21 protein-coding genes and 1 tRNA gene are annotated in these 26079 nt (G+C 64.9%); 7 read left to right on the top strand and 15 right to left on the bottom strand.

Features of this window, described 5'->3' with window-relative positions; genetic code table 11:
* Positions 1 to 37 precede the first annotated feature (37 nt).
* Positions 38 to 1027 (top strand): tripartite tricarboxylate transporter substrate binding protein, encoded by a 990-nt coding sequence (locus CQ050_RS28075; RefSeq protein ID WP_105560113.1) that lies wholly within the window; start codon positions 38 to 40, stop codon positions 1025 to 1027.
* A 50-nt stretch (positions 1028 to 1077) separates the two neighbouring features.
* Positions 1078 to 1539 (top strand): MaoC family dehydratase, encoded by a 462-nt coding sequence (locus CQ050_RS28070; protein WP_105560112.1) that lies wholly within the window; start codon positions 1078 to 1080, stop codon positions 1537 to 1539.
* A gap of 144 nt (positions 1540 to 1683) precedes the next feature.
* Here CQ050_RS28070 and lpdA read toward each other — a convergent pair whose 3' ends face one another.
* From lpdA to cadR, 9 genes are all read right to left on the bottom strand, one after another.
* Positions 1684 to 3087 (bottom strand): dihydrolipoyl dehydrogenase, encoded by a 1404-nt coding sequence (gene lpdA, locus CQ050_RS28065; protein WP_105560111.1) that lies wholly within the window; start codon positions 3085 to 3087, stop codon positions 1684 to 1686.
* 2 nt (positions 3088 to 3089) lie between these two features.
* The gene (locus CQ050_RS28060; protein ID WP_105560110.1) at positions 3090 to 4433 is read right to left on the bottom strand and encodes a dihydrolipoamide acetyltransferase family protein; all 1344 of its coding nucleotides are present in this window, start codon (positions 4431 to 4433) and stop codon (positions 3090 to 3092) included.
* 1 nt (position 4434) lies between these two features.
* Entirely contained in the window at positions 4435 to 5478 is a 1044-nt protein-coding gene (locus CQ050_RS28055) for an alpha-ketoacid dehydrogenase subunit beta (protein ID WP_006227340.1), read from the bottom strand.
* Between the two features lie 2 nt (positions 5479 to 5480).
* Positions 5481 to 6713, bottom strand: a complete 1233-nt coding sequence (locus CQ050_RS28050; RefSeq protein ID WP_105560109.1) for a 3-methyl-2-oxobutanoate dehydrogenase (2-methylpropanoyl-transferring) subunit alpha — start codon at positions 6711 to 6713, stop codon at positions 5481 to 5483.
* Between the two features lie 205 nt (positions 6714 to 6918).
* Complete coding sequence (locus tag CQ050_RS28045) at positions 6919 to 9312, bottom strand: TonB-dependent siderophore receptor (RefSeq protein WP_105560108.1); 2394 nt, start codon at positions 9310 to 9312, stop codon at positions 6919 to 6921.
* A gap of 71 nt (positions 9313 to 9383) precedes the next feature.
* A complete protein-coding gene (locus CQ050_RS28040) occupies positions 9384 to 10346 on the bottom strand; it encodes a FecR domain-containing protein (RefSeq protein ID WP_105560107.1) in 963 nt (320 codons plus the stop codon).
* Entirely contained in the window at positions 10343 to 10855 is a 513-nt protein-coding gene (locus tag CQ050_RS28035) for a sigma-70 family RNA polymerase sigma factor (protein WP_105560106.1), read from the bottom strand. The genes CQ050_RS28040 and CQ050_RS28035 overlap by 4 nt, the downstream gene beginning before the upstream one ends.
* A gap of 101 nt (positions 10856 to 10956) precedes the next feature.
* Positions 10957 to 11550: a nitroreductase gene (locus CQ050_RS28030; RefSeq protein WP_105560105.1), complete on the bottom strand. Its 594-nt coding sequence runs from the start codon at positions 11548 to 11550 to the stop codon at positions 10957 to 10959.
* A gap of 90 nt (positions 11551 to 11640) precedes the next feature.
* Positions 11641 to 12075 carry a Cd(II)/Pb(II)-responsive transcriptional regulator gene (gene cadR / locus CQ050_RS28025; protein ID WP_105560104.1) on the bottom strand — a complete coding sequence of 145 codons (435 nt, stop codon included), beginning with the start codon at positions 12073 to 12075 and terminating at the stop codon, positions 11641 to 11643.
* Positions 12076 to 12173: 98 nt separating this feature from the next.
* Here cadR and CQ050_RS28015 point away from each other — a divergent pair, with 98 nt between their 5' ends.
* Positions 12174 to 14618, top strand: a complete 2445-nt coding sequence (locus CQ050_RS28015) for a heavy metal translocating P-type ATPase (RefSeq protein WP_369868964.1) — start codon at positions 12174 to 12176, stop codon at positions 14616 to 14618.
* Between the two features lie 39 nt (positions 14619 to 14657).
* Here the strand turns inward: CQ050_RS28015 and speG are convergent, their stop codons facing one another.
* On the bottom strand, positions 14658 to 15242 hold the full coding sequence (speG, locus tag CQ050_RS28010; RefSeq protein ID WP_105560101.1) for a spermidine N1-acetyltransferase: 585 nt from the start codon (positions 15240 to 15242) through the stop codon (positions 14658 to 14660).
* A gap of 313 nt (positions 15243 to 15555) precedes the next feature.
* On the opposite strand from speG, the gene CQ050_RS28005 reads away from it, so the two are divergent.
* A complete protein-coding gene (locus tag CQ050_RS28005; protein WP_105560100.1) occupies positions 15556 to 17052 on the top strand; it encodes a M81 family metallopeptidase in 1497 nt (498 codons plus the stop codon).
* Between the two features lie 21 nt (positions 17053 to 17073).
* Here the strand turns inward: CQ050_RS28005 and CQ050_RS28000 are convergent, their stop codons facing one another.
* Positions 17074 to 17778 (bottom strand): riboflavin synthase subunit alpha, encoded by a 705-nt coding sequence (locus tag CQ050_RS28000; protein WP_105560099.1) that lies wholly within the window; start codon positions 17776 to 17778, stop codon positions 17074 to 17076.
* A 112-nt stretch (positions 17779 to 17890) separates the two neighbouring features.
* Positions 17891 to 19327, bottom strand: a complete 1437-nt coding sequence (locus tag CQ050_RS27995) for an aldehyde dehydrogenase family protein (RefSeq protein WP_199196952.1) — start codon at positions 19325 to 19327, stop codon at positions 17891 to 17893.
* 271 nt (positions 19328 to 19598) lie between these two features.
* Here CQ050_RS27995 and CQ050_RS27990 point away from each other — a divergent pair, with 271 nt between their 5' ends.
* Positions 19599 to 20402: a FadR/GntR family transcriptional regulator gene (locus CQ050_RS27990; RefSeq protein ID WP_105560097.1), complete on the top strand. Its 804-nt coding sequence runs from the start codon at positions 19599 to 19601 to the stop codon at positions 20400 to 20402.
* A 37-nt stretch (positions 20403 to 20439) separates the two neighbouring features.
* On the opposite strand, the gene CQ050_RS27985 is transcribed toward CQ050_RS27990, so the two are convergent.
* Positions 20440 to 20649 carry a hypothetical protein gene (locus CQ050_RS27985; protein WP_105560137.1) on the bottom strand — a complete coding sequence of 70 codons (210 nt, stop codon included), beginning with the start codon at positions 20647 to 20649 and terminating at the stop codon, positions 20440 to 20442.
* Positions 20650 to 20929: 280 nt separating this feature from the next.
* Here CQ050_RS27985 and xth point away from each other — a divergent pair, with 280 nt between their 5' ends.
* Together xth and CQ050_RS27975 are read left to right on the top strand one after the other, a co-directional pair.
* Positions 20930 to 21712: an exodeoxyribonuclease III gene (xth, locus tag CQ050_RS27980; RefSeq protein ID WP_105560096.1), complete on the top strand. Its 783-nt coding sequence runs from the start codon at positions 20930 to 20932 to the stop codon at positions 21710 to 21712.
* A 68-nt stretch (positions 21713 to 21780) separates the two neighbouring features.
* Positions 21781 to 21856 (top strand) — tRNA-Ala (locus CQ050_RS27975).
* A gap of 100 nt (positions 21857 to 21956) precedes the next feature.
* Here CQ050_RS27975 and CQ050_RS27970 read toward each other — a convergent pair.
* A complete protein-coding gene (locus CQ050_RS27970; protein ID WP_146121075.1) occupies positions 21957 to 22592 on the bottom strand; it encodes a hypothetical protein in 636 nt (211 codons plus the stop codon).
* A gap of 59 nt (positions 22593 to 22651) precedes the next feature.
* The gene (locus tag CQ050_RS27965) at positions 22652 to 26029 is read right to left on the bottom strand and encodes a beta-ketoacyl synthase N-terminal-like domain-containing protein (protein ID WP_146121074.1); all 3378 of its coding nucleotides are present in this window, start codon (positions 26027 to 26029) and stop codon (positions 22652 to 22654) included.
* Positions 26030 to 26079: the final 50 nt, after the last annotated feature.

Here is a 26079-nt window from a genome sequence, read left to right as displayed (position 1 = left end):
AGCGTCCGGCAGGCAAAACAATGAACGGAGACAAGCCATGATCCCCCTATCCCGCTGGGCCGCACCGGCCCGAAAACTGGCCGCGGCCATCAGCCTGCTGGCGGCTGCCCCCCTGGCCTGGGCGCAGCCGGGCTTTCCTTCGCGCCCCGTGAAACTGGTGGTGCCCTATGCGGCGGGCGGACCGACGGACACCTTCGCCCGTGCCCTGGCCGAAAGCTGGGGCCGCCAGGCGGGCGCGACCATCATCGTTGAAAACCGCACTGGCGCAGGCACGTTGGTCGGCACCGAGACGGTTGCGAAAGCGCCGCCCGACGGCTACACGTTGCTGTTGACCACGGTGGCGCATGCCGTCAATCCGAGCATCCATGCGACGCTGCCCTACCGTACCGTCGAAGACTTCGCCCCGGTGGGTCTGGCCGCCAAGGCGCCGCTGGTGCTGATTGTCAACAAATCCCTGCCGGCACGGAACCTGCCGGAATTCCTGGCCTATCTGAAATCCCACCCGGGCAAGGTCAACTACGGTTCCGCCGGCATCGGCAGCGCGCCGCACCTGGGCGCCGAATTGGTCAACTACCTGGCGGGCACCCGCGCCATGCACGTTCCCTACCGCGGCAGCGCTCCCGCCATGGCCGATGTCATTGGCGGACACCTGGAATTCATGATCGACAGCGCCCCCACCGGCCTGGCGCAAGTGCATGCCGGAACGGTGCGATTGCTAGCCACGTCGATGAGCCAGCGCCTGCCGCAGACGCCGGACACCCCGGCCATTGCCGAAGCCGTCCCGGGATACGAGGCCTATACCTGGAATGCCGTGTTCGCGCCTGCCGGCACGCCTGCCCCGGTGATCGAGACGCTGACGTCGACCCTGCAGGCCGCGCTGCAGGACGAGGCGTTGAAGCGTCGCGCCTACGACATGGGCCTGGTGCTGGAAACGGAACCGTCGCCCGCGGCATTGGCCACCTTCCTGGATAGCGAGTTGAAGAAATGGAGCCAGGTCGCCCGCGCGGCCAACATGACCGCGAACTGACGCGCCCCGCCCGATCCCCCCATGCAACCCCTTCCAGACAGGACCCCGGCATGATCAAGCATCAACTGTGCGCCCAGCGCTACTTCGAAGACTTCGAGATTGGCGAGGTCTTCAACCTGCCGTCCCGCACCATGACCGACGCGCTGTTCGCCGCCTTCCAGCTGGCCAGCGGCGACAACCACCCGGTGCACTACGACGTGGAGTATTGCCGCGCCCATGGCATGCCGCACATGCTTGCGCACGGTTTTCAGGTGGCCATCCAGACCGCGGCGGGCGCCGGCCTGTTCCCGCACATGGTGGAGGATTCACTGAAGGCCTTCCTGGAGCAAAGCAGCCGCTTCTTGAAACCGGTGTTCTCGGGCGACACCTTGTATGCGTCCCTGCACGTGACCGAGCTTGCCCCCGGCCGCAGCACCGGCGTGCTGGCCATGCGCAGCGAAGTGCGCAACCAGCACGGCGTGCTGGTGATGGATGGTCAGCAGAAATACCTGTTGCGCAAACGCCCCGTCTGAAAGGTGGGGGCCCCGCGCCGCACACGTGGTGCGTGTTTGCTGCCCCCCCCCAAGGGGCGTTCCTATCCTGGGGCGGCCCGGCGATAAGAAAAACCGCCGCGCCCGGAGGTCCGGCGCGCGGCGGTGCTGTGCGGGCTTGGCGAATCAGATATGCAGCGCGTGGCCCAGCGCCTTCAGCGCCGCTTCCTGAACGGCTTCACCCAAGGTCGGGTGCGCGTGGATGGTGCCCGCCACATCTTCAAGCGTCGCGCCCATTTCCAGCGATTGGCCGAACGCCGTCGACAGTTCCGACACGCCGCGCCCCACCGCCTGCCAGCCCACGATCAAGTGGTTGTCGCGCCGGGCCACCACGCGGACGAAGCCGTCGGTGGACTCCAGCGTCATGGCGCGTCCGTTGGCAGCGAACGGGAAGGACGCCGTCAGGCAATCCAGCCCCGCGCTTTCCGCCTCGGCGGGCGACAGCCCGGCCACCACGACCTCGGGATCGGTAAAGCACACGGCCGGGATCGATGCCGGCTGGAAATGCCGGCGCTTGCCCGCCACCAGCTCGGCCACCATTTCGCCCTGCGCCATGGCGCGATGCGCCAGCATGGGTTCGCCGGCGATATCGCCGATGGCCCAGACATCGCGCATGGACGTGCGGCACTGGTCATCGATGCGCAACGCATTGCCCTTGCGGTCAAGCTGCAGGCTTTCCAGCCCCCAGCCTTGCGTGCGGGGACGGCGCCCCACCGCGATCAGCACGCGGTCGGCCGGCAGCAGGGTTTCGACGCCTGCCCCGTCCTGCACCCGCACCGCGTCGCCCGCACCGTTCAGGCCCAGTACTTTGCGGTTCAGGTGCAACGCCACGCCCATCTTCGCCAGCGCGGCGGCCACGGGTTTGGTCAGTTCCGCGTCATAGGTCGGCAAAATGCGGTCCTGCGCTTCCACCACGGCGACTTCGGCGCCCAGCTTGCGGTACACGGTGCCCAGCTCCAGGCCGATGTAACCGCCACCGACCACCACCAATTGCTTGGGGATGCTGGCCGGCGACAGCGCTTCGGTGGAAGACACCACGATGCCGCCGAACGGCATGGACACCAGCGGCGTGGGCTCGGAGCCGGCCGCCAGCAGCAGGTGCTCGCACTGGATGCGCACGATGGACCCATCCGCCGCGGTGACTTCCGCGGTCTTGCCGTCCAGCAGGCTGGCCCAGCCCGGCACCACTTCCACGCCGTTCTTCTTCAACAGCGCGGCCACGCCGCCCGTCAGCTTGCCGACAATGCCGTCTTTCCACGCCACGGTCCGCGTGATGTCGATGGCCGGCGCCGACACCGAAATGCCCAGCGGCGACGTGTCCGCGTAATGGCGCGCCTTGTCGAATTCCTCGGCCGCGTGAATCAGCGCCTTGGATGGGATGCAACCGATGTTCAGGCAAGTGCCGCCCAACTGGCCGCCTTCGACCAGGATGGTCGGCACGCCCAATTGGCCGGCGCGGATGGCGGCCACGTAGCCGCCGGGGCCGCCGCCGATCACCAGCAAGGTCGTTGTCTTTGTGATCTGGCTCATGCTTACTCCACGAAAAGCAGCGCGGGTTGTTCCAGCAGCGCGCGTACCGCCTGAACGAACCGCGCCGCGTCCATGCCGTCCACCACGCGGTGGTCGAAGGACGATGACAGGTTCATCAGCTTGCGCGCCACCACGGCGCCGTTGCGGAAAGCGGGCCGTTCCACGATGCGGTTCACGCCCACGATGCCGACTTCGGGATGGTTGATCACCGGTGTCGTGACGATGCCGCCCAAGGGCCCCAGGCTGGTGATGGTGATGGTGGACCCGGAGAGTTCGTCGCGCCCCGCGGTGCCGTTGCGCACCGCTTGCGCCAGCCGGCCGATCTCGGCGGCCATCGACCAGAGGTCGCGCGCCTCGGCGTGACGCATCACCGGCACCATCAGGCCGCCATCGCTTTGCGTGGCGATGCCGATGTGCACGGCGCCGTAGCGCGTCACCACGCCGCCTTCATCGTCATAGCGCGCATTGATCTGCGGGAAGTCCCGCAGCGCCACGACCATGGCCCGCGCCAACAGCGGCAGCAAGGTCAGCTTGCCGCGCGATTCGCCCCATTTCTGGTTGAGCTGCACGCGCAGGTCTTCCAGTTCGGTCACGTCGATTTCTTCGACATAGCTGAAGTGCGGGATGCGGCGCTTGGACTCCGCCATCTTCTGCGCGATCTTCCTGCGCAGGCCGATCACGGGCACGGCTTCTTCATCGTTGCGTTGCGCATAGGCCGACCCGCCGCGTGCGGCGGTGCCTGCCCCTTGCGACTGCAGGTAGGCGTCCAGGTCTTCGTGCATGACCCGGCCGGCCGGGCCGCTGCCTGGCACGTAGCGCAGTTCAACACCCAAGTCCCACGCGCGCTTGCGCACGGCGGGCGACGCCAGCGGCTTGTCGCCCGGCTGGCGCGCCACGACAGGCGTGGTGTTGGCCGGTCGCGACGCGGCTTGCGGCCTGGCTGCCGACGGGCTTGCCGCCTGCGAGACGGACGCCGCGATCTGGCCCGCGATGCCGCCCGCTGCCGCCTTCGCGGCCCCCTCCGGCTTGACGGGCGCGGGGGCTTCGGACGCGGCAGGCGCCGCCTTCTGAGGCGCGGCCGATCCGGCGCGGACGTTGCCCTCGCCTTCCACTTCCAGCCGGATCAATTCCCCGCCCACGGCCATGACCTGGCCCACGTCGCCGCCCAGCGCCACCACCTTGCCCACGACCGGCGATGGAATTTCCACCGTGGCCTTGTCCGTCATTACGTCGGCCAGCGGCTGGTCCTCGGCGACGGTGTCGCCCACCTTGACGTGCCAGCCCACCAGTTCGACTTCGGCAATGCCTTCGCCGATGTCCGGCATCTTGATGATATGGATCCCCATCTCACACCTCCATCGCGCGTTTGAACGCTTCGCCGACCCGGCGCGGGCCGGGGAAGTACGCCCATTCCTGCGCGTGCGGGTAGGGAGTATCCCAACCGGTCACGCGCTCGACAGGCGCCTCCAGGTGATGGAAGCAGTGCTCTTGAACCAGCGAAATCAGTTCCGCGCCATACCCGCAGGTACGCGTGGCTTCGTGCACCACCACGCAACGGCCGGTCTTCTTCACCGAGTTCACGATGGTTTCCAGGTCCAGCGGCCAGAGGCTGCGCAGATCGATCACTTCGGCGTCGATGCCGGTCTCTTCGGCGGCGGTCAACGACACATACACCGTGGTGCCATAGGTCAGCACCGTCAGCGCCTTGCCCGGCCGCACGATGGCGGCGGTGTCCAGCGGCACGGTGTAGTAGCCCGTCGGCACCACGCTGCCCGGACGCCCGGTCCACGGGGTCACCGGGCGGTCGTGGTGACCGTCAAAGGGGCCGTTGTAGAGCCGCTTGGGTTCCAGGAAAATCACCGGGTCGTCGTTTTCGATCGAGGCGATCAGCAAGCCCTTGGCGTCGTAGGGGTTGGACGGCATCACCGTGCGCAACCCGCAGACCTGCGTGAACATGGCTTCGGGGCTTTGGCTGTGCGTCTGCCCGCCGTAGATGCCACCGCCGCAAGGCATGCGGATGGTCATCGGGGCGATGAACTCGCCCACCGACCGATAGCGCAAGCGGGCGGCTTCCGACACGATCTGGTCGGAAGCGGGATAGAAGTAGTCGGCGAACTGGATCTCGCACACGGGCCGCAAGCCATAGGCGCCCATGCCCACCGCCACGCCCACGATGCCGCCTTCGGAGATCGGCGTGTCGAACACGCGCGAGCTGCCGTACTTGGTCTGCAAGCCCTCGGTGCACCGGAACACGCCGCCGAAATAGCCGACGTCCTGGCCGAACACCACCACGTTGTTGTCACGCTCCAGCATCACATCCATGGCCGAGCGCAATGCCTGGATCATGGTCATCGGCGCAGAGGCCGGACCAGCGTTGTTATCAATTGCCATGATCAGACTCCGAGCTGCTGGCGCTGCCGGCGCAGATGCTCCGGCATGTCTTTGTAGACGTCTTCAAAGATGCTGGCCGCGCTGGGGACGTGGCCGTCCACCAGGGTGCCGTAGCTTTCCGCTTCCTTTTGGGCCGCGACGATCTCGGCGTCCAGTTCGGCGCGAACCGCATCGTGTTCGGCGTCGGACCAGATACCCAGGCCGATCAGGTGCTTCTTGAAGCGCTCGATCGGGTCGCCCAGCGGAAAGTGCGCCCAGTCATCGCCGGGGCGGTACTTGGAAGGGTCGTCGGAGGTCGAGTGCGGACCGGCGCGGTACGTCACCCATTCGATCAAGGTCGGGCCCAGGTTGCGGCGAGCGCGTTCGGCGGCCCAGCGCGAGGCGGAATAGACCGCCAGGAAATCATTGCCGTCCACCCGCAGCGACGCGATGCCGCAGCCCACGCCGCGGCCCGCGAAGGTCGCGCCTTCGCCGCCGGCGATGGCCTGGAAGGTGGAGATGGCCCATTGGTTGTTGACCACGTTCAGGATGACTGGCGCGCGGTACACATGCGCGAACGTCAGCGCGGTGTGGAAGTCGGCTTCGGCCGTGGCGCCGTCGCCGATCCAGGCCGACGCGATGCGCGTGTCGCCCTTGATGGCGGACGCCATCGCCCAGCCCACCGCCTGGATGAACTGCGTGGCCAGGTTGCCGGAAATGGTGAAGAAGCCGTTTGCCCGGTCGGAGTACATCACCGGCAGCTGGCGCCCCTTGAGCGGGTCGCGTTCATTCGACATCAGCTGGCACATCATGGTGACCAGCGACACATCGCGCGACAGCAGGATGCTCTGCTGGCGGTAGGTCGGGAAACACATGTCGCCCTGCTCCAGCGCCAGCGCGTGCGCCGTGCCGATGGCTTCTTCGCCCAGGCTCTGCATGTAGAACGAGATCTTCTTCTTGCGCTGCGCCGTCAGCATGCGGCCGTCGAAAATCCGCGTCTTCAGCATGGCCCGCATGCCCGCACGCAGTTGATCGTTGCTGATCTCGGGCGCCCACGGCCCGACCGCGCGGCCGTCGTCGTCGATCACCCGGACCAGGCTGTACGCCAGTCCGCCGGTATCGACCGCGGCAACATCAATGGGGGGTTTGGGCACCTCGCCAGGAGGCGACAGATGCAGATAGGAAAAGTCGGTCTTGCAACCCGGACGCCCGGTGGGCTCGGGGACGTGCAACTTCAGCGGCCCATATTGGCTCATATATTGTCTCCACGCTTGATCGTGTCATGCGTTTTCTTCCTACCAAGACATTGCCAAAGGTGTGTGACCTCAGGCGCTGCCATCGTCGGCCCCTCGCATAGGGATAAATATGCGTGGCCGTCGACGAGATTAGCACAGGGGACGGGGTCGCCGAGACGGGCCAGCACGCATGCGGGCCCGTATCTCACTAGGGGTTTTCCAGCGTTTACCAGCGATAGCTCAGGGTGGCATACAGCGTGCGCGGATCGCCGTAGCGGCACCCCGTCGCCCCCGCGCAAGCCAGGTAGCCGCGGTTGAACAGATTGCGCGCGTTCACCGTCAGCGACAGGCCGGACATGGCCGGGTCCAGCGCGCCGAAGTCATAACCGGCCAGGGCGTCGACCAGGAACTGGCCGGGCACATTCGCGGGATAGCCAGGCAGGTTCGTCGAGCTGGCATAACGCACCCCCGCGCCGACGGTCAGACCTGGCACGCCGGCGGCGGTCAGGTTGTAGTCGGCCCAGATGGAGGCGCTGTGCAGCGGCACCAGTGCGATGCGCTGGTCAACCAGCGACGCCACCGTGCTTCGCGTGGTGCGGGCGTCGGTGTAGGCATAGCTGGCCGTCAGGTTCAAGGCGCCCAGGCGTGCCTTGGCTTCCAGTTCCAACCCCCGCGACCGCGCCCGCCCGGTCTGCACCGAGTACGTCGCGTCGGCCGGGTCGCCGGTCAACGCATTGGTCTGCGTCAGGTCATAGACCGCCGCGCTGTACAGCATGTTGCCGCCCGGCGGCTCATAGCGCAGGCCCAGTTCGTACTGCGTGCCTTTGGTCGGTTTGAACGCGTTGCCCGCGCGATCGACGCCGATCGTCGGCGCAAACGACTGGCTGGCGCTGAGGTAAGGCGCCAGGCCGTTGTCGGCCAGGTACACCAGGCCCACGCGGCCGGTCGTGGCGCTATCGCGCAGGCGTGTCGTGGCGCCCGTGGCGTAGTTCTTCTGGTCGGTATCCGCCCAATCCTGGCGGCCACCCAGCACCAGCACCCATTTGTCCTGGATCTTGATCTGGTCTTGCAGGTACAAGCCCAGCGAATCGGAACGCGTATTGATGCCGTAGTCGGCGGCGGTATTCAGCGTCGGCACCGCACCATATACGGGGTGATAGATGTCCGCCAGCGCGGCCACCGTGCCGGAATGGCGATGCGAGTCATAGCCGCTGCGGTAGTAGTCCAGCCCGGCCAGCACCGTGTGTTGCAACGGCCCGCCGTCCAGCTTCAGTTCCAGCGACGTATCGGTTGCGACGCCATACGAGTGTTCGCTGCGGCTGACCACGCCACGCCGCAAGGTCTGGCCGTTGGCCTGCAACGCGCCGAAGCTCAGATAGTCCCAAGTGCCGTCCGCCGTGAAATACCGGGCGCTCTGGCGCAGCGTCACCCGGTCGTTGAATGCGTGCTCGAACGCATAACCGACGGTGTAGGTATCGGTGTCGTAGCGGTCGAAATCCGGCTCGCCGATGAAGAGGTCGCGAGGGATCTGGCCGTTCAAGGTATTGGCGGCGGGCATGGGCGCGGCAAAGCGCGTGCGGATGCGCTGATAGCTGGCCAGCAGCGTCAGCGACGTGGCCGCCGAAGGCTGCCACGTCAGGGCCGGCGCCAGGTAGGTCCGGTCGTCCGGCACATGGTCCACCCAGTTGTCGGCGTTGCGGGCCAACCCCGTCAGCCGGTACGTCCAGGCGCCATCCTCGGTCAGCGCGCCGGTGAAGTCGCCCGACACCTGGCGGCGTCCATAACTGCCGGTATCGAGGTTCAGCTCGCGCAGGGAATCGGCCGAGGGGCGCTTGCTGACGGTGTTGACCACGCCGCCCGGACTCAGTTGCCCGTACAGCACCGAAGACGCGCCGCGCAGCACCTCCACCCGTTCCAGCCCATAGGGTTCCTGCCCGCCGTCATAGACGCTGGACTGCAGTTTCAGGCCGTCGCGCAATTGCCCGGAGTTCCCCGCGGCCACATTGAAGCCACGCAGCATCAGGTCGTCCACCATGCGGCTGAAAGCGGGGGATTGCGCCGACACGCCGGGCGTGTAGCCCAGCGCATCCGCTACCGAACCCGCCTTGACCGCGCGGATCTGGTCGCTGGTGACGACCGATATGGATTGCGGCGTTTCGATCAGCGGCGTGTCGGTCTTGGTGCCCGACAGCGCGCGTTGCGCCACGTAGCCGTCCACATGCCCGGTGGGCGATTCGATGGAACCGGTCACGCGGACCGGCTCAAGCATGGCGGCGCCTTCGGGCGCGCGCCGCGCGCTCAGCGTGCCATTGGCCGTGACGGCCAGTTCCAGGCCGCTACCGGCAAGCGCACGCCGCGCCGCGTCTTCTGCCGTGTAATCGCCGACGATGGCCGGCGCATTGCGGCCCGCCACCAGGGCGGGATCGACGGACACGGCGCGCCCGCTCTGCCGAGCGATGCGGGTCAGCGTATCGCCCAAGGCGCCAGCGGGCACGTCGAAGCGCAAAACAGCGCGGGCGGCGGCAGGGCCGCCCGGCGGGGTCTGGGCATGGACCGCAGGCGCGGCCAGGGCAATGAACAGCGCGGCGGCCAGGGGCCGAAGCGGGCGACGATGGAACATGGGTTCTCCTGCAACAGTTTGGTGTTTCAGGAGGGATGTCCAACGACGCGGACAAAAGTGATCATTTATTTTCAGTGCGAGGCGGGGCGCAGGTCGATGCTGACGAACCACCCGCCCAACGACGTGACCTCGATCGGCAAGGTCTGGCGCAGCGACTCCAGCGTGCGGCCCGTGTCGTCCAGCGGAAACGCCCCCAACACGCGCAGCCGCGCGGCGGCCGGCGTAATCCGGATGATGCCGCGCCGGTAGGGCCGCAGCGCTTGCACCACCGCCCCCAATGACTCGTCATGCACGACCAGCATGCCGCTTTGCCACGCGGCGGCGTCGGCCAGCATGGCGTCGGGCGTGCCCAGGCCCCGCGCATCGAACCGCAGGCCCTCGCCTGCCCGCAGCACGCGGCGCTGGCCGACGGCGCGCACTTCGACGAGATGTTCGACCACGCTGACCACGCAAGCCTCTTCTTCCCGGGCCACGCTGAACACCGTCCCCAGCGCCTGCACCTCGCCCTCGGCGGTTGCGACGATGAAGGGGCGCGCGGCGTCGGGCGCCACGCGCACATAGACCGCGCCCGCTTTCAAGCGCACGCGGCGCTCGCCAGCACTGAAATCCAGATTCACGGCCGAGCGCGCATTCAGCGTCAACTCGCTGCCGTCCGGCAAGGTATAGGCGCGACGTTCGCCGGTACCCGTGCGCAGGTCGGCGGCCAGCGTACGCAGCGGGGTCTGGCGATCGACCAGCGCGGCCAGGCCGCCCGCCGCCAGCGCCAGGCCCAGCGCATTGCGCAGCATCCGCCGCCTGGCCGGCGGGGTCAGCAAGGCGCGGCCAGCCGCCAGCCGCTGCTCGCCTCCGCCCAGCGCCGCAAAGGAATCCTTGACGGCGGCGTTGACCTTCTCCCACGCCGCGCGATGGCGGGGATCCGCCAGCCGCCATTGCTCGAACCGCGCGCGGTCGGCGGCAGTCACGCTGCCCGAGGACAGCAGCACCATCCAATCCACGGCCGATTCCAGATCGGCCGGCAGCAACGGCGCGGTCATGCGTCCAGGCGCGCCGCCACGCACAGCGTGATGGCCTGCTTCATGTAGCGCCGCACCGTGATGACGGAAACGCCGACACGCACGGCGATCTCGGCGTAGCCGAGTCCGTCGAGCTGACTGTAAAGGAAGGTCTGGCGCGCCTTGAGCGGCAGGCGTTGCAATGCGCGGTCGATATGCATCAAGGCCTCGATCACCAACGCACGGCTTTCTTCGCTGGCCACGGTGGCCGGCGGCAAGGCGCCAAGGCTGTCGAGATACGCGCGCTCCAGCTCGCGGCGGCGCCAGAAGGTAAACAGCGTGCGCTGCGCCAACGTGGTCAGGAACGCGCGCGGTTCGCGAATGGTCTCGGTCTGGCGGCCAGCCAGGACACGCACGAACGTATCGTGCGCCAGGTCGGCCGCATCATGGCGGCACCCTAGCCTGCGCCGCAGCCACGCTTGCAGCCAGGAGTGATGCGCTTCATACAGCTCGGCAGCGGAATGCTCCGTGGGCTGTGCGGATGGGGACATGGAAAGGCGCCAGGCTAATTAACAATAAGAATTATTGTCATTTATTGCCTGGCGCGCAAGCGCCCTGTTCAGGGGCGCCCTGCAAGACGCGTCTTTTTCGGTCAGACCGGGCCGGTCCACTCCGTGACGAAGTCGCGATAGTCGGGGCGGTTGGCCGGCGGCACGGCGCAACCCGGCGTGCCGATGGCCAGATAGCCCAGGAAACGGTAATCCAGCGAATCCAGGCCCAGCGCGTTCTGCACGTCTTCGACATAGGTGCCGACCCCGGTGCTCCAGAATGCGCCATAGCCCAGCATATGAACCGCGTTCAGGATGTTCATGACCGAGCAACCCGTGGCCAGCAGTTGCTCGTGTTCGGGGATTTTGGTGTTGTCGTGCGCGATCTTCTGCGCCACGGCAATGAACAGCGGCACGCCCGCCATCCATTCGCGCACCGACTTTTCCTTTTCAGGCGTCATGCGCGGGTCGCCGCTGCGCTTGACCGCGTCCAGCGCCACATCCGCCAGCTTGCCAATGGCCTCGCCCTGGATCACGACAAAACGCCACGGGCGCAGCGCGCCATGGTCGGGGGCCGACATGGCGGCCTGCAGGATCTGTTCAAGTTCGTCGGGCTTGGGCGCCGGGCCCCGCAAGAACTTCACGGAACGGCGCGTGGTCAGGGCGTGCAGCGGAGTGGCGGTGGTGGTTACGGTCATGGATTCGGGCGCAAATGGGAAAGAAACAGATTCTCATATTAAGCGATGGCGGCGGACGGGGCGGGCATCCCCCGGCCCGCAGCAAGGGCATCAGCCCAGGTGGGTGTGACGCTCCTGGCGCTCTTCGACCTGCATTTCAGACAGGCCGTGCAGAATGCCGCAGTCTTCCGCGTCGGGTCGCGCGGACAGGCAGCGCTGCCGCAAATCGGTCAGCTGCGTCTTCAGTTGCGTCAGTTCGGCAATGCGTTCATCCACATGCGAAATGTGTTCGTCGAACAGTTCGTTAATGGGGCCGCATCCGGTTTGATGGTTATCGGCCAGTGACAGGATGGCGCGTATTTCGTCCTGCGTCATGTCCAGCGCCCGGCAATTCCGGATCAGGCGCAGCCGTTCCAGATGGGGTTGCCCGTAGCTGCGGTAGTTGTTCAGGCCGCGTTCCGGGGCGGGCAGCAGCCCTTCTTTTTCGTAGTATCTGACCGTTTCGACGGTGGTGCCGGCCGCCGTGGCCAATTCGCCAATACGCATCGCGCCTCCCTGGATCGCATCCGCTTGAAATAAGGGGTTGACCCTATAGTAACTCCAAGGTGTGGAATACGACCATCAGCTTACATAAGGCGTAGAAGATGTCCCTCCCTCCTGTCAACACCCACAAACCCAAGCCCGCCGGGCAAGACGGCGCCTGCTGCCGCGCCGGGCACGGCGAACCTGCGCACGGCCAGGCGGGTCACGATCACGCAGCGGTCGACGGGGGCCACGGGCACGATCATCGCCACGACCACGATCACAGCCACGACCATAACCATGATCATGATCATGATCACGGCCACAAGCATGACCACGCCCATGATCATGGCCATCGTCACGCGCAGCCGGAGGCCGCTTGCTGCGGCCACGCGCAGGGCATGGAAAACATGTCGCTCTCGGGCGACGGCGGCTCCACGCTTGCCGCCGGTCCGGGCCAGTTGCTGGCACGCCTGCGCATCGGTCAGATGGACTGCCCCACCGAGGAAACGCTGATCCGCAAGAAGCTGGGCAATCTGGACGGCGTGCATGCGCTGGACTTCAACCTGATGCAACGCGTGCTGACGGTGGTGCACGCCGAGGGCGCGCTGGATCGCATCATCGCCGCCATCAAGTCGCTGGATATGACGCCGGAACCGCTGACCGACGGCGCACCCGGCACCCCTGCCCCCGGCGCCAAACCCGTGAACTGGTGGCTGATCGGCGGCTCCGGCGTGCTGGCCGCCTTGTCCGAACTTTCGCATTTCGCCGGTTGGCCGCTGGGCGTCACTGCGGCATTCGCCGTGGCCGCCATTCTGGCTTGCGGCCTTACCACCTACCGCAAAGGCTGGATCGCCGTGCGCAACGGCAACCTCAACATCAATGCCTTGATGAGCATTGCCGTGACCGGCGCCGTGCTCATCGGCCAATGGCCCGAAGCGGCCATGGTGATGTTCCTGTTCAACGTGGCCGAATTGATCGAGGCCCGTTCGCTGGACCGTGCGCGCAATGCCATCCGCGGCCTGCTGGACCTGGCCCCCGAAACCGCGACGGTGCGCCAGGCAGACGGCCGCTGGCTTGAAGTGCCCGCCGCCCAATTGCAGGTGAACGACGTGGTGCGGGTGCGCCCCGGCGAACGCATCGCCGCCGACGGCATCATCGTCAGCGGCAGTTCGGCCGTGGACCAGTCACCCATCACCGGCGAAAGCCTGCCCGTGGAAAAGGCGCAGGACGATCCGGTGTTCGCCGCCACGGTGAACACGTCGGGCTCGTTCGAATACCGCGTGACCGCGGCCGCCGGCAATACGACGCTGGCCCGCATCATCCACGCCGTCGAACAGGCCCAGGGCGCCCGCGCGCCGACCCAGCGCTTCATCGACCGCTTCTCGCGCATCTATACGCCGGTCGTGGTGGCGGTGGCCGTGTTGGTGGCCGTGGCGCCGCCCCTGCTGTGGGGCCAGCCGTGGTTCGATGCCATCTACCGCGCGCTGGCGCTGTTGATCATCGCCTGCCCGTGCGCACTGGTGATTTCAACGCCGGTCAGCATCGTCAGCGGCCTGACTGCCGCCTCGCGGCGCGGCATTCTGGTCAAGGGCGGCGTGTATCTGGAAGAAGGCCGCAACCTGAAGTGGTTGGCGCTGGACAAGACCGGCACGCTGACGCACGGCAAACCGGTGCAGACCGACCTGCAGGAGTGGGAGGTGTCCGACCAGGCCCGTCACCCCGCAGCCCTGATCGCGGCCAGCCTGGCCGCCCGTTCCGACCACCCGGTGTCGCTGGCGGTTGCCAATGCGGCACGCGACGCCGGCATGGCGTTGCTTGAGGTCGACGCCTTCACGGCCCTGCCCGGCCGCGGCGTCAGCGCGCAGATCGACGGCGTGACCTATCAATTGGGCAACCGCCGCCTGATGCGCGAACTGGGCGTGTCGAGCCCCAAGCTGGAAGCCCGCCTGGACGAACTCGAACGCCAGGGCAAGAGCGCCATCGGACTGACCGACGGCCACCGGGTGATGGCGTTGGCCGCCGTGGCAGACACGGTCAAACCCACCAGCGCGGCCGCCATCGCCGACCTGCATGCGCTGGGCGTGCGCACGCTGATGCTGACGGGCGACAACACCCCTACCGCCCAGGCCATTGCGAAACAGGTGGGCATCGACGAAGCCCGCGGCGATCAACTGCCTGAAGACAAGCTCGCCGCCATCGAAAGCAAGCTGGCGCCCAGCGGCCGCGTGGGCATGGTGGGTGACGGCATCAACGACGCGCCGGCGCTGGCCCGCGCCGACATCGGGTTCGCGATGGGCGCCGCCGGCACGGGCACCGCCATCGAAACCGCGGACGTGGCCTTGATGGACGACGACCTGCGCAAGATCGGGACCTTCCTGCGCTTGTCTCGCGCAACCCACCGCGTGCTGATGCAGAACATCACGCTGGCGCTGGGCATCAAGGTGGTGTTCCTGGCGCTTGCCATGACCGGCAACGCGACGCTGTGGATGGCGGTGTTCGCCGACGTCGGGGCCAGCCTGCTGGTGGTGGCCAACGGCCTGCGCCTGCTGCGCGCGGCAGCCTGAGGCGCCACGCGTCAACACACGGAGACGGATGAACGGGCGTCAGCCCGTTTGTTCTTCCTGCGGCCAATCCCGCAGTACGGGCGCATCGGGCGCGCCGGGGCCCACATCGCGCAGATGTTCATGCTGCAACAGCGCCATGCGGTATGCGTCGCGGTAGGCGCCGTTGGAAAAGAACTCTTCCTTCAGCAGCCCTTCGATCTGAAAGCCGCAGCGTTCGTACACGTGCACGGCCGCCATGTTGTCCTTGTCCACCACCAGATAGACCTTGTGCAGGTTCAGTACGCGGAACGCGTAGCCCACCGCGATGCGGGTCGCCGCTTTGGCGTAGCCCCGCCCCTGATAACTGGGCGCGATGATGATCTGGAATTCCGCGCGGCGGTGGATGTAGTCGATTTCCACCAGTTCCACCAGGCCTGCGGGTTGGCCGGTGTCGTGCTCGATGATGAAACGCCGCTCGTTCTGGTCGTGCAAGTGGCGGTCATAGAGGGCAACCAGTTCGTCGTAGGCCTCGTAGGGCTCTTCGAACCAATAACGCATGATGACGTCGTTATTGTTGATCTTGTGCACGAAGTGCAGGTCGCCGCGCTCCAGGGGGCGTATTTTGATATCGGATATGACCGACATAGAAACCTCCGAAAGTGCCATCATTGTATTCGAATCCGTCCGAAACGCCCTTTTCATGGGCATTTCAGAGTCGAAACGGCTATTTACGGCTGCCTTAGGACATAATTGGCTTGAAAGCCCCGTATTTACTTGATCTATAAATTCAAAATACATAAATAAACAACGCCAGGCGACGCGCTGAACCCGGTGCCAGTACGGGTAATCGTCCGTCCACTCCGTGACGATTCCATCCGCTTTTTGCGGTGCTTTCGCGCCCCTCTCGTGCCACACTGCCGGCTGTTGCGCGCTATCCCGATGAACAAGAGGAAACGACATGCATATCCTGGTGGCAGGCTTTCAGCACGAGACCAATACCTTTGCGCCGTCCAAGGCCGGCTACGACAATTTCGTCCGGGGTGAAGGCTTTCCCGCCATGGTGCGCGGCGAAGACGTGCTGGCGCTACGCTCGGTCAACATTCCCGCAGGCGGCTTCATCAACGCCATCCAGGCGCAAGGCCACACCGTGCGCCCGGTGATCTGGGCCGGCGCCAGTCCGTCCGCCCATGTCACCCGCGATGCCTACGAACGCATCGCCGGCGAAATCCTGGATGCCGCGCGCAACGGGCCCTACGACGCCGTCTACCTGGACTTGCATGGCGCGATGGTCACGGAACACCTGGATGACGGCGAAGGCGAATTGCTGGCGCGCGTGCGCCAGATCGTGGGGCCCGACGTGCCGGTCATCGCCAGCCTGGACCTGCACGCCAACGTCACCGCCGAAATGCTGCGCGAAGCCGACGGACTGGCCGCGTTCCGCACCTATCCCCACGTGGACATGGCGGATACCGGCGAACATGCCGCGCGCCTGCTGCTGGCGCGCATCGCCGCGGGCCGCCGCTGGGTGCGCAGTGAACGCCGCCTGCCCTTCCTGATTCCCATCAACGGCATGTGCACGATGCTGCAGCCGTCGCAGGGCGTATACGAAACGCTGGCCCGGCTGGAGCAGACGCCGGGCGTTGCCTCCATTTCTTTCGCGCCCGGCTTTCCCGCCGCCGACTTCCCCGAATGCGGCCCCGTCGTCTGGGCGTATGGGTCGGATGCCGCGGCAGTGGAACAGGTTACCGATACGCTGTATCAGCGCGTGCTGGAACTGGAACCGCAATGGTCGCCGGACTTCCTGGAACCGGCCGAAGCGGTACGGCGCGCGCAGGCCCTGGCACACGGCGCATCGCGCCCTGTCGTCATCGCCGACACGCAGGACAATCCCGGCGCGGGCGGCGACGCCAACACGACCGGCATGCTGCGCGCACTGGTCGAGGCGGATGCGCAGAACGCGGCGCTGGGGCTTTTCTACGACCCGGACGCCGTGCGCGCCGCTACCGCCGCCGGCATCGGCAAGACGGTCACGCTACGCTTGGGCGGCCAATCAGGCGTGGCGGGCGACACGGCTTTCGAAGGCGAATTCCTGGTGGAAACGCTATCGCCCGGCAAGCTGCGCTTTGACGGCCCGATGATGCATGGCATGGATGTGGATCTGGGCGCGGTCGCCGGCTTGCGGATCGGCGGCGTGCGCGTCGTGGTCAGCGCCAGCAAGGCGCAGATGCTGGACCGCAATCTGTTCCGGGTAGGCGGCGTGCAGCCCGAGGAAATGGGGATACTGGTCGTGAAGAGTTCGGTGCATTTCCGCGCCGACTTCCAGCCGATCGCCCACGAGGTGCTGGTGGCGAAGGCGCCGGGGCCGATGCAGGCTGACCCGGCGGACCTGCCCTGGACCCGGCTGCAACCGGGCATCCGGATTCGGCCGCTGGGGCAGCCGTTCGCGCGCCAATGACCGGCGTGCGGCAAGGCAGGCTTATTTGATTTTGCCCTGCGGGCTGACGAAATCTTCCAGCGTCAGCCCCTTCTCTTTCAGGATGGCTTCCAGCAGCGGTTGCAGTTTGCCCAGGCTTTCCTGGACGGTTTCGCGCACGGTGTCCACCACCACCTGCGTGCTGCGTTCGATTTCGATGTTGACGAAGTCGCCCACCTGTTTGTCTTCAAAGACGGTCATGCGGCGGGTTTCGGGAATCAGCCAGACTTCGAACCAGCCCTCGGCGCGGTTCACTTCCGACACGGTCAAGCTGGCGCCGTTGATGGCGATGTAGCCCTTGGCGAACACGTACTTGCGGAAATCCGGGGGGATGCTGAAGCGCATCAGGCGATTGGTGTCGGACGACTTCACCATGATCACTTCGGACGTGAAGTCCACATGGCCGGACAGCGGGTGCCCGCCGATCTCGGCCCCGTCCCTGGCGGCGCGCTCGACGTTGGCGCGGTCGCCTTCGGCGTAGCTGCCCAACGTGGTGATGGCCAGGCTTTGCAGCATGACATCGAAGGTTGCCTGGTTGTCGGACACCAATTCCGTGACGGTCAGGCAAACCCCGTCCGTCGACACGCTGGCGCCTATGGCCAGGTCGGCACAGAAACCAGGGGGGAATTCCAGCGTGAAGGTGCGCAGGCCGTCGCGATCCGCGATCTTCGCGATCTTCGCGGTGCCTTGAACAATACCGGTGAACATACGGATCCTGAATACGGGGCGGCAGGCCCCTGAAGCAAAACGTCAACGTTAACCGATATTTTGCCAGGAACCGCCCCGCAAGACCGGGTGGCGGACGCCACCCGCCGCGATATCAATGACGGATCGCGATGGTCTTCAGCGTCGTGAAGCCATACAGCGCTTCGAAGCCCTTTTCACGACCGTAGCCCGACTGGCGCGAACCGCCGAAAGGCAGTTCCACGCCACCGCCGGCGCCGTAGTTGTTCACGAACACCTGCCCGGCGCGCAGCTTGCGGGCCAGGCGCATCTGGCGCGCGCCGTCGCGGGTCCACACGCCCGCCACCAGGCCGTACAGCGTGCCGTTGGCGATTTCCAGTGCTTCTTCCTCGGTGTCGAACACCATTGCGGCCAACACGGGGCCAAACACTTCTTCCTGCGCCAGGCGGCTATCGGGCGGCACGTCGCGGAACAGCACGGGCGGCTGGTAATAGCCGGACTCCGGCGTGCCGTTAGCAAGCGTGCCGCTCGCGGCGACCTTCAGGCCTTCGGCCTCGGCTTCCGCCAGGAAACCCCGCACGCGGTCGTGCTGGCGGGCGCTGATCAGCGGGCCCACGTCCAGGTCTTGCGCGGCGGGGCCGGTGACGGTGGCCGAGAACGCATCCGACAAGCGCTTGAGCACCGTTTCGTACACGCCGCGCTGAATCAGCACGCGGCTGCCCGCCGAGCAGGTCTGGCCGGCGTTCTGAATGATGGCGGCCAACAGCACCGGCATGGCGGCGTCCAGGTCGGCATCGTCGAACACGACTTGCGGCGACTTGCCACCCAGTTCCAGCGTGACCGGCACATGGTTTTCAGCGGCGGCATGCGCCACCATCTTGCCCGTCTGCGGCGAGCCGGTGAACGAGATGTGGTCGATGCCCGGATGCGCGGTCAACGCCGCACCGGCCTCGTGGCCGTAGCCGGTGACGATGTTCAAGGCGCCGGCGGGCAAACCCACTTCGGCGGCGATCTCGGCCAGCTTCAACAGCGACAGGCACGCGTCTTCGGCGGGCTTGACCACGCAGGCATTGCCCGCGGCCAGCGCCGCGCCGACGCTGCGGCCGAAGATCTGCAAGGGGTAGTTCCAGGGCACGATGTGGCCGGTGACGCCATGCGCTTCGCGTACCGTCAGCACCGTGAATCCCGGGGTGTAGGGAATGGTCTCGCCATGCAGCTTGTCGACCGCGCCGGCGTAGAACTCGAAATAGCGCGCCACCGCCGCGGCATCCGCGCGGGCCTGCTTGATGGGCTTGCCCGTATCGGCCGATTCCAACTGCGCCAATTCTTCCTGGCGGTCCAGCAGCGCAAACGCGATGCGCATCAGCAACCGGCTGCGCGCGGCAGGCGCCATCTGGCCCCACTCGCCTTCAAAGGCTTCGCGGGCGGCCTCCACGGCGCGGTCGATATCCGCTTCGCCCGAACGGGCGATCGCCTCGAAGGCCTTGCCATCGGACGGGTTCAGGACGGGAATGGTTTCACCGGCGGCGGCCGCCACCCATTGATTGGCGATAAAGTTCTTCTGAGTCACGATGTGCGGAGTAAAGTAGCGGCCCGATGGCCGGTTGCGAAAAGGGCTCGTGACGCACGAATGGCGTCACGCAGCGCGGAGCAATGGTTTCAAGCAAGGTACGAGAGGCCACCGTAACTTGTCAATTGAATTGACAGCTTTTATCCCAAGCTTCAGGATATTTTCCTGGCCGATCGGGTAATCCCTAATATTTCAAGGATTCACGGCTGAATCCCTTTCCGCCACGGCTGTTATCCCGAATGACAATCCTGGCACTTACATCAGGAGCACGCTGATGAGCGACGTGCGTGACCCGCAGCTGGAATCGTTGTTGCAAGCCGCCACCCGCCCCCGTCCTGAATTGGACGTGCTGGCCGAAGTGGCCTCTGGCTTGGGCTATGTGCGCGCCGAACGCTTTGCTGAACGCGTGTACGAAAGCCTGTTCTACGCCATCGCCACCGGCAAGATCCCGCCCGGCAACAAACTGCCGACGGAACTGGAACTGGCGGCGTTGTTCGAGGTGTCGCGCCCCGTGGTCCGGCAGGCATTGGACCGTCTGCGCGAAGACCAGCTCGTGGACTCCATCCGCGGGTCAGGCACCTACGTGCGCGCCAAGCCCGACCTGATGGGCGGCATGCCCGCCGTGGACCCGGCACGCCGCGTTGGCCATATCCTGGAAGGCCTGGAACTGCGCATGGTGATCGAACCCGAATGCGCCTATCTGGCAGCCCTGCGCCGCACCGCGGACGACCTGCGCGAAATGGATCGGATGCTGACGGGCTATGAAGAAGCCGACGCCTCAGGCGCCATCGCCCACCATCACGACTACGGCTTCCACCGCGCCATCGCGGCGGCCACCAGCAACCAGCGCTTCGTGCAAGTGTTGAAATCGCTGGAGTACGACGTCAGCCACGCCGTGAACGTCATGCGCCATCTGGTCCACAGCGAACCCTGGAAACGCACCCGCGCCGCCATCGACGAACACCGGCACATCTACCTGTTGATCCTGCAACAGGACGCGGACGGCGCCCGCAACGTCATGCGCGCGCACATCGAAAAAGCGAAAAGCCGGATGCTGAACAGCGGTTCCGAACACTGATCAGCCCGGCCGGGGCCCAAGGACCGTCAGCACACCGTCAGCACCGCGTCCATCCCGCCGACGGATCGCGCTTGTCGTCCAGGTAATCCCATCCGGTATCGCAGACCGCGCAGACGAACGCTTCGTGCGTGGCCTTGCGCTTGGCCGCCCCCAGGCTGCGCACGGCGCCAAGGCGGATCAGCCCGGCATGGCCCGGCGCCCCACGGGTGTGCTGCACGATGTTCTCGCATTCGCTGCATATCGCCATCTCTCCGCCTTTCATTATTCTTTCAGCGGAGATATTACGAAACGATACCGACGATAAGGTTCAGCAATTCTCACCGGATTGTTGCGTCGTCTCGGCCCGATCCTTCAGCGGCGCCCTCCGTGGCGCCCGGCAAATCCGACCCCGGCGCAAGGTATCATTCGTCGTTCGCCGGGACGGCCCGCCGCGGCCTGCCACCCACGCGGCATGCAAGCCGGCAGCGCCCTTCTTCCGGACCGCGCCGGCCACGCGCCGCGGCCCCCGTCAATGACCGATAAGAACCATGAAATTAGCCACCTGGAACGTGAACTCCCTGAATGTGCGCCTGCAACAGGTGCTGGACTGGCTGGCCGCCAATCCGGTCGACGTGCTGTGCATCCAGGAACTGAAGCTTACCGACGACAAGTTTCCCGAAGCCGCTTTCAAGGAAGCCGGCTACCACGCGGTCTGGGCTGGCCAAAAGACCTATAACGGCGTCGCCATCATCTCGCGCGTGCCGGGCACGTCGATGGTGCGCAACATCCCCGGCTACGAAGATCCGCAACAGCGCGTCCTGGCCCTGACTTTCCCCAGCCCCGAAGGCGACGTGCGAGTCGTATGCGCCTACTGCCCCAACGGGCAATCGGTGGATTCCGACAAATACGTCTACAAGCTGGCCTGGTTCGACGCCATGCGCAACTGGCTGGCCGACGAGATCAAGCAGTATCCCCGCCTGGCCGTGCTGGGCGACTACAACGTCGCCCCTGCCGATGAAGACGTGCACAACCCGGAAAAATGGGAAGGCCAGGTGCTGGTGTCTGAACCGGAACGTGCCGCCTTGCGCGCGCTGCTCGACCTGGGCCTGACCGATTCCTTCCGCCTGTTCGAGCAGCCGGAAAAGTCGTTTTCCTGGTGGGATTACCGCCAATTCGCCTTCCGCCGCAACGCCGGCCTGCGGATCGACCACGTCTTGCTGTCAGCCCCGCTGGTCAAGCGTTGCATTGCCTGCGTGATCGACAAGGAGCCGCGCCGCAACGAACAGCCGTCGGACCATGCGCCGGTCGTCGCCACCCTGGAATTCGTCTGAGAACTTTCGGCGGGCGGCATATTGCGCGCCGCTGGATTGTTCCTGTATAGTTTTGGTCTTGCTTCATTGGGGCGGTAGCTCAGCTGGGAGAGCGTCGCGTTCGCAATGCGAAGGTCGGGAGTTCGATCCTCCTCCGCTCCACCATTTCAAGTTCCAGAGTGATCTGAAGAAGTCTAAAACAGCGCCCTAAGGCGCTGTTTTTGTTTGACTTTACGGCGACACTGGAGCGCGCCAAGCGGGCGGCTCATGCGCCACACGGGCGGTCGAGAATCCCCAGCGACACAATGATGCCGTTGGACTCGAAGGTTCGCACCAGAATACATAGATTGCTGTACGTGCACCTTATCTGGAACCCGCGATTTGTCCTGGCGGCCACAAGACGCTCAAATCCTATGTAACGTTCAGCGCGAGGAGATATCAGCTTAATTGCCGCCTCTTTCGCCCCGAACAGAAGCGCCGCGGACCTCGGATCGCCAGCAATCTCCGACGACTCACCCGCCGCCCGGACAAGGTGGGAAACCTCCCAATAGCGCGTCAAATCGGAAGCGTCTATCAGGTCAATCGCCAGGGCCTCGGCGGACGTCTTGATGGCGTGAACGATAGCCGCTGCGAACGGGCCATCATGGCTGATCGACCCGCCGTACCCTGCCGGCCATATTGGCTCGCCCAGTTTTCCCTTCGGGATCGGTTGAGAAGGCTCACCCATTTTCCCTAACGCCCGCCTGGCGGCAGATCGTCCCGCGGCAAACTCCACCCTCCGCTTCCAGGCAGCGTTCCTGACAACGACCATTTCCTCAGGCAACAGGCCCCCGTCTTGATCAATGATCTCGACAGCGCAAGCGACAGGCTGACAGGTCAGTTGCAGGAGCTCGCGGCTCACGTCGCCCTCCAGACCCAGAGCGCGAGACATCGAGCCATGCCCGACCGGACGTGAAAGGCTCATGGGATTGCAAACGGATAGGCGGGTAGCGCAATTCTTCGGGCATCGTCGGGGGCGCATTCATTCCATGGCACATCGCCGCCGTCCACCCACCATGATGCCAAGTTCAATAAATCACTTTCATCGGCATCATTCCAGACCGGGCACTGCGGATCTGCCCCGGCGGGCCTTTGTTTGCATCGTGGCGAGAGGCTGGCGACGCAACCGAAAAATACGCCATTTTTCGTTTTTGCGGGACGAAGCTCCTGGAAAGGATCGGCCAGCGTATCAAGCAGATCATCGTAGCCCGTCGCGACGGTGGCCCAACGATAGGACATCGCCTCTCGCCCTATCTGCAGGGTGTAGGCAAGATCATCCATTGAAACCTGCGGATTCCCCTTCAAATGCTGGGACAGCTGGTTCAGCTTTACCTTCAGGTCACCCTTGTCATCGGCCGATAGAACAATAACCTGTGGCCCGGGCCTGCCAGCGGAGAAGTGGACGCTTCGCAGGGCATCATTCTGGTCGATGTATTCCTCTACGATAGCGCCCGCGTAAAACCCGCCATAGCCGAACGAATTGATCATGGCTCGCCTTGGAACCTCGTGTTCGGCCCCTTCGGCCGTAACCCGCTGGCGCGGCCAGGGTCGGATCTCGCTGCATAAGAAGAACGGCGAGGATTTCTGATTCAAGACCGGACTAAATGCCGTGGCATTCATGAACGGCGCGAGTTTTCCGTGTCTCATCTGCATGATTACTTTCAGCAGCTGAGACATTCCCGAGGCCGGCCCCAGATGCCCTATGTTCGGCTTGACAGAGCCGATGGAGCAGTAATTCCGGTCGGACGTGAAAGCCTCGAAGACCCTGCTCGTGGCAACATATTCGAGTTCATCGCCAAAAGGCGATCCATTCGCGGAGCATTCCACATGCGTTATGGTCCGAGGCGGCACGTTTGCGCGGAGGACATTGTCAGACATCGCCCTGGACAAGGTCTCTACCGAGCCATCCCCAAACTGCGATGTCGTCGATTTTATTGTCGCGAGAATGGTGTCCTTGTCCTGGATCGCCTGAGACAGCGGTTTAAGCACCACAGTGGCAGCGCCCTCTCCGAAAAGCGCGCCATCTCTTCCTTCCGCGAAACTCCGCCTCTCTGTCCCGCTGGCCATATAGTTTGCCTTGCATACCCGGCGATACAGCCCCTCGTCCAGGAGCATTACCCCGCTGACAACGGCAACACTGCAATTGCCATAGTGAAGATCCAGGCAAGCCATATGGATCGACGTCGCAGACGAGGCGCTGAGTGTGTCTACCGCAATGGTCGGCCCCGTGAAATTGAAGAATTTCGAGATATGACCGACAAGGGCGCTTGAGCTGCCGGACGACATCGGCTGCACTGCGGCATCGGAGCCTGGCCTTCGCAGTTCGCCAATCATTCCAAGATATAGGCCAGTTCTGGATTGCGTGCTTTTCTTCAAGGCCGACCGCGTATATCCGGAAGACTCCAGGGCGCTCCAGATCGATTCCACGGTCAGCCGGTACGGCGTGCTGTCTGGCTCATCGTCCCCCAGAACGCCGGACAAAAAAGATCTGGGGCTGCGGCCATCGAATTCAATAAAACCGCCCCATTTGCAGTAGCTCATGCCTTTATTGATGGCCTCTTCTCGATCGGAATTAAAGAAACCATCAAGATGCCAGCGGTTTTCAGGGACCTCTGCAATGCAGTCCCTATTGCCGCTCAGGTTGTCCCAGAACGCATTTACATCCGGCGCCGCTGGAAAGCGCCCGCTCATACCGATCACGGCGATCGGTTCCAATTGCGGTGCAAGCGCAATTGTCTTGTCGGCATCGAAGCGATCCTCTTCCGGAATGCTCACCACTACTTTGCCGATATTCCGGCGGTCCTGCAGCCAGCGGTAGGCGTTTTGGATTTCGTTGAAGTTGAACGTCCGGCCCAGTGTCGGACTGATCACGCCTTCGGCCAACAACCGCTCCATCTCGAGCACGGAGTCCTGAAGGATGGCAGGTTTGCCGTGGCTGAGCTTGTTCAAATCGACGCTGTACAACACTTGGTTGTCGGTCAGGCCCGACAGGTCGATCGACCGCGCAGATTTCAACGCCGTCATCGCAATCTCGATATAGCGGCCGCCAGGAGCAAGACAGTTCAGGCCCTTTTGAACGGCATCCCCAGGCAAGGTATTGATCACCACATCCACCCCTTGACCGTGCGTCAACCGCTGAATGGCCGCCTCGAAGTCCTCTTTCTGATAGTTGATCCGATGCGGCACCCCCAGGGATGCCAGATAATCGAGCTTTGCCTCGGACCCGGCGGTTGCATAGATGTCGGCCCCCGCATGTTTGGCCAGTTGCACCGCGATCAAGCCGACACCGCCTGCCGCCGTCTGAATCAGGATCCGCTCGCCAGGCTTGAGCTGCGCCTTCTTGAAACACTCGATCATCGTCAGCGCCACGCCAGGCAGCGCGCAAGCTGCCTCAAACGACAGACCGGCCGGGCAGGCAAACACCCGGGTCTCGGCGCAGGTCAATGCCGTCGCATGCGCTCCGAGGGTAGATCCCGCCAGCGCAATCACCGCGTCGCCCACTGCGACACGCGACACTTTCGACCCAATCGCGACCACCACTCCGCTGGCCTCGAAGCCTGGCGTGAACGGATAGGCGGGCTGGGTCGGATACATGCCCTTCACACACAACAAGTCACCGAAGTTCAGCGAGAAGGCTCTTACCGCAATCCGCACGTCGTGTGCGCCCAAGGGCGGCAGGTGATCCTCTCTGATGTGAAGATCGTCAATCGTGCCGGGCCGCTCCAGCCATACGCGCCGATATAGCGACCCGGTATTCTGCGGGCTTTGCTGCACAGCAGGCGGCGGCGCGGCGATAGCTTCCCCATGCCGGCGGCGCCCTCGTCCGACCGGGATAATCTTGATTTTCTCCACGGAGGCTTCCAGCCTGGGGAGCGTCGCCGCAACGGATAAGGCCGCCGGGCTCGAGGGTTCTTCAAGGGCGGGGCTGATTGCGCTGATATGCGCGCCAAGCTGCGCAATCGTGGCATGATCAAACAACACGGTGGTGGGCAGCATCAACCCTAGCTGCAGATTGATCGCATTGATCAGCGCCACGCCTGTGACCGAATCAATACCGTATGTCGAGAACGGTTGATCGTCCTCGAGGTCTGCCTCGCTCACTTTGAGCGTTTGAGCAATGCTCGCGCGGATCGCGGTCCGAGCCTGGTCCGAGTGTCGTTTGGGCGCTATCTTGGCCGGTACAGGCATCGACGCTACGGTCGCCGCATGGGACTTGTGCGAAGGCATCCATACACGGGGCTCTTCGTGCGGCGTCTTCTTTTCGCTCTGGACCTGCATCAGGCCATCGCTAATAGCCACGATGATCTGCTGACCCAGTTCGTGAGCGGCCTCTGCCGGCGCTTCAATCG

The sequence above is a fragment of the Achromobacter sp. MYb9 genome (assembly GCF_002975275.1).
GTDB lineage: Bacteria > Pseudomonadota > Gammaproteobacteria > Burkholderiales > Burkholderiaceae_B > Achromobacter.
The sequence above is the reverse complement of the archived record's forward strand: the minus strand, read 5'-3'. Positions and strand labels throughout refer to the sequence as shown.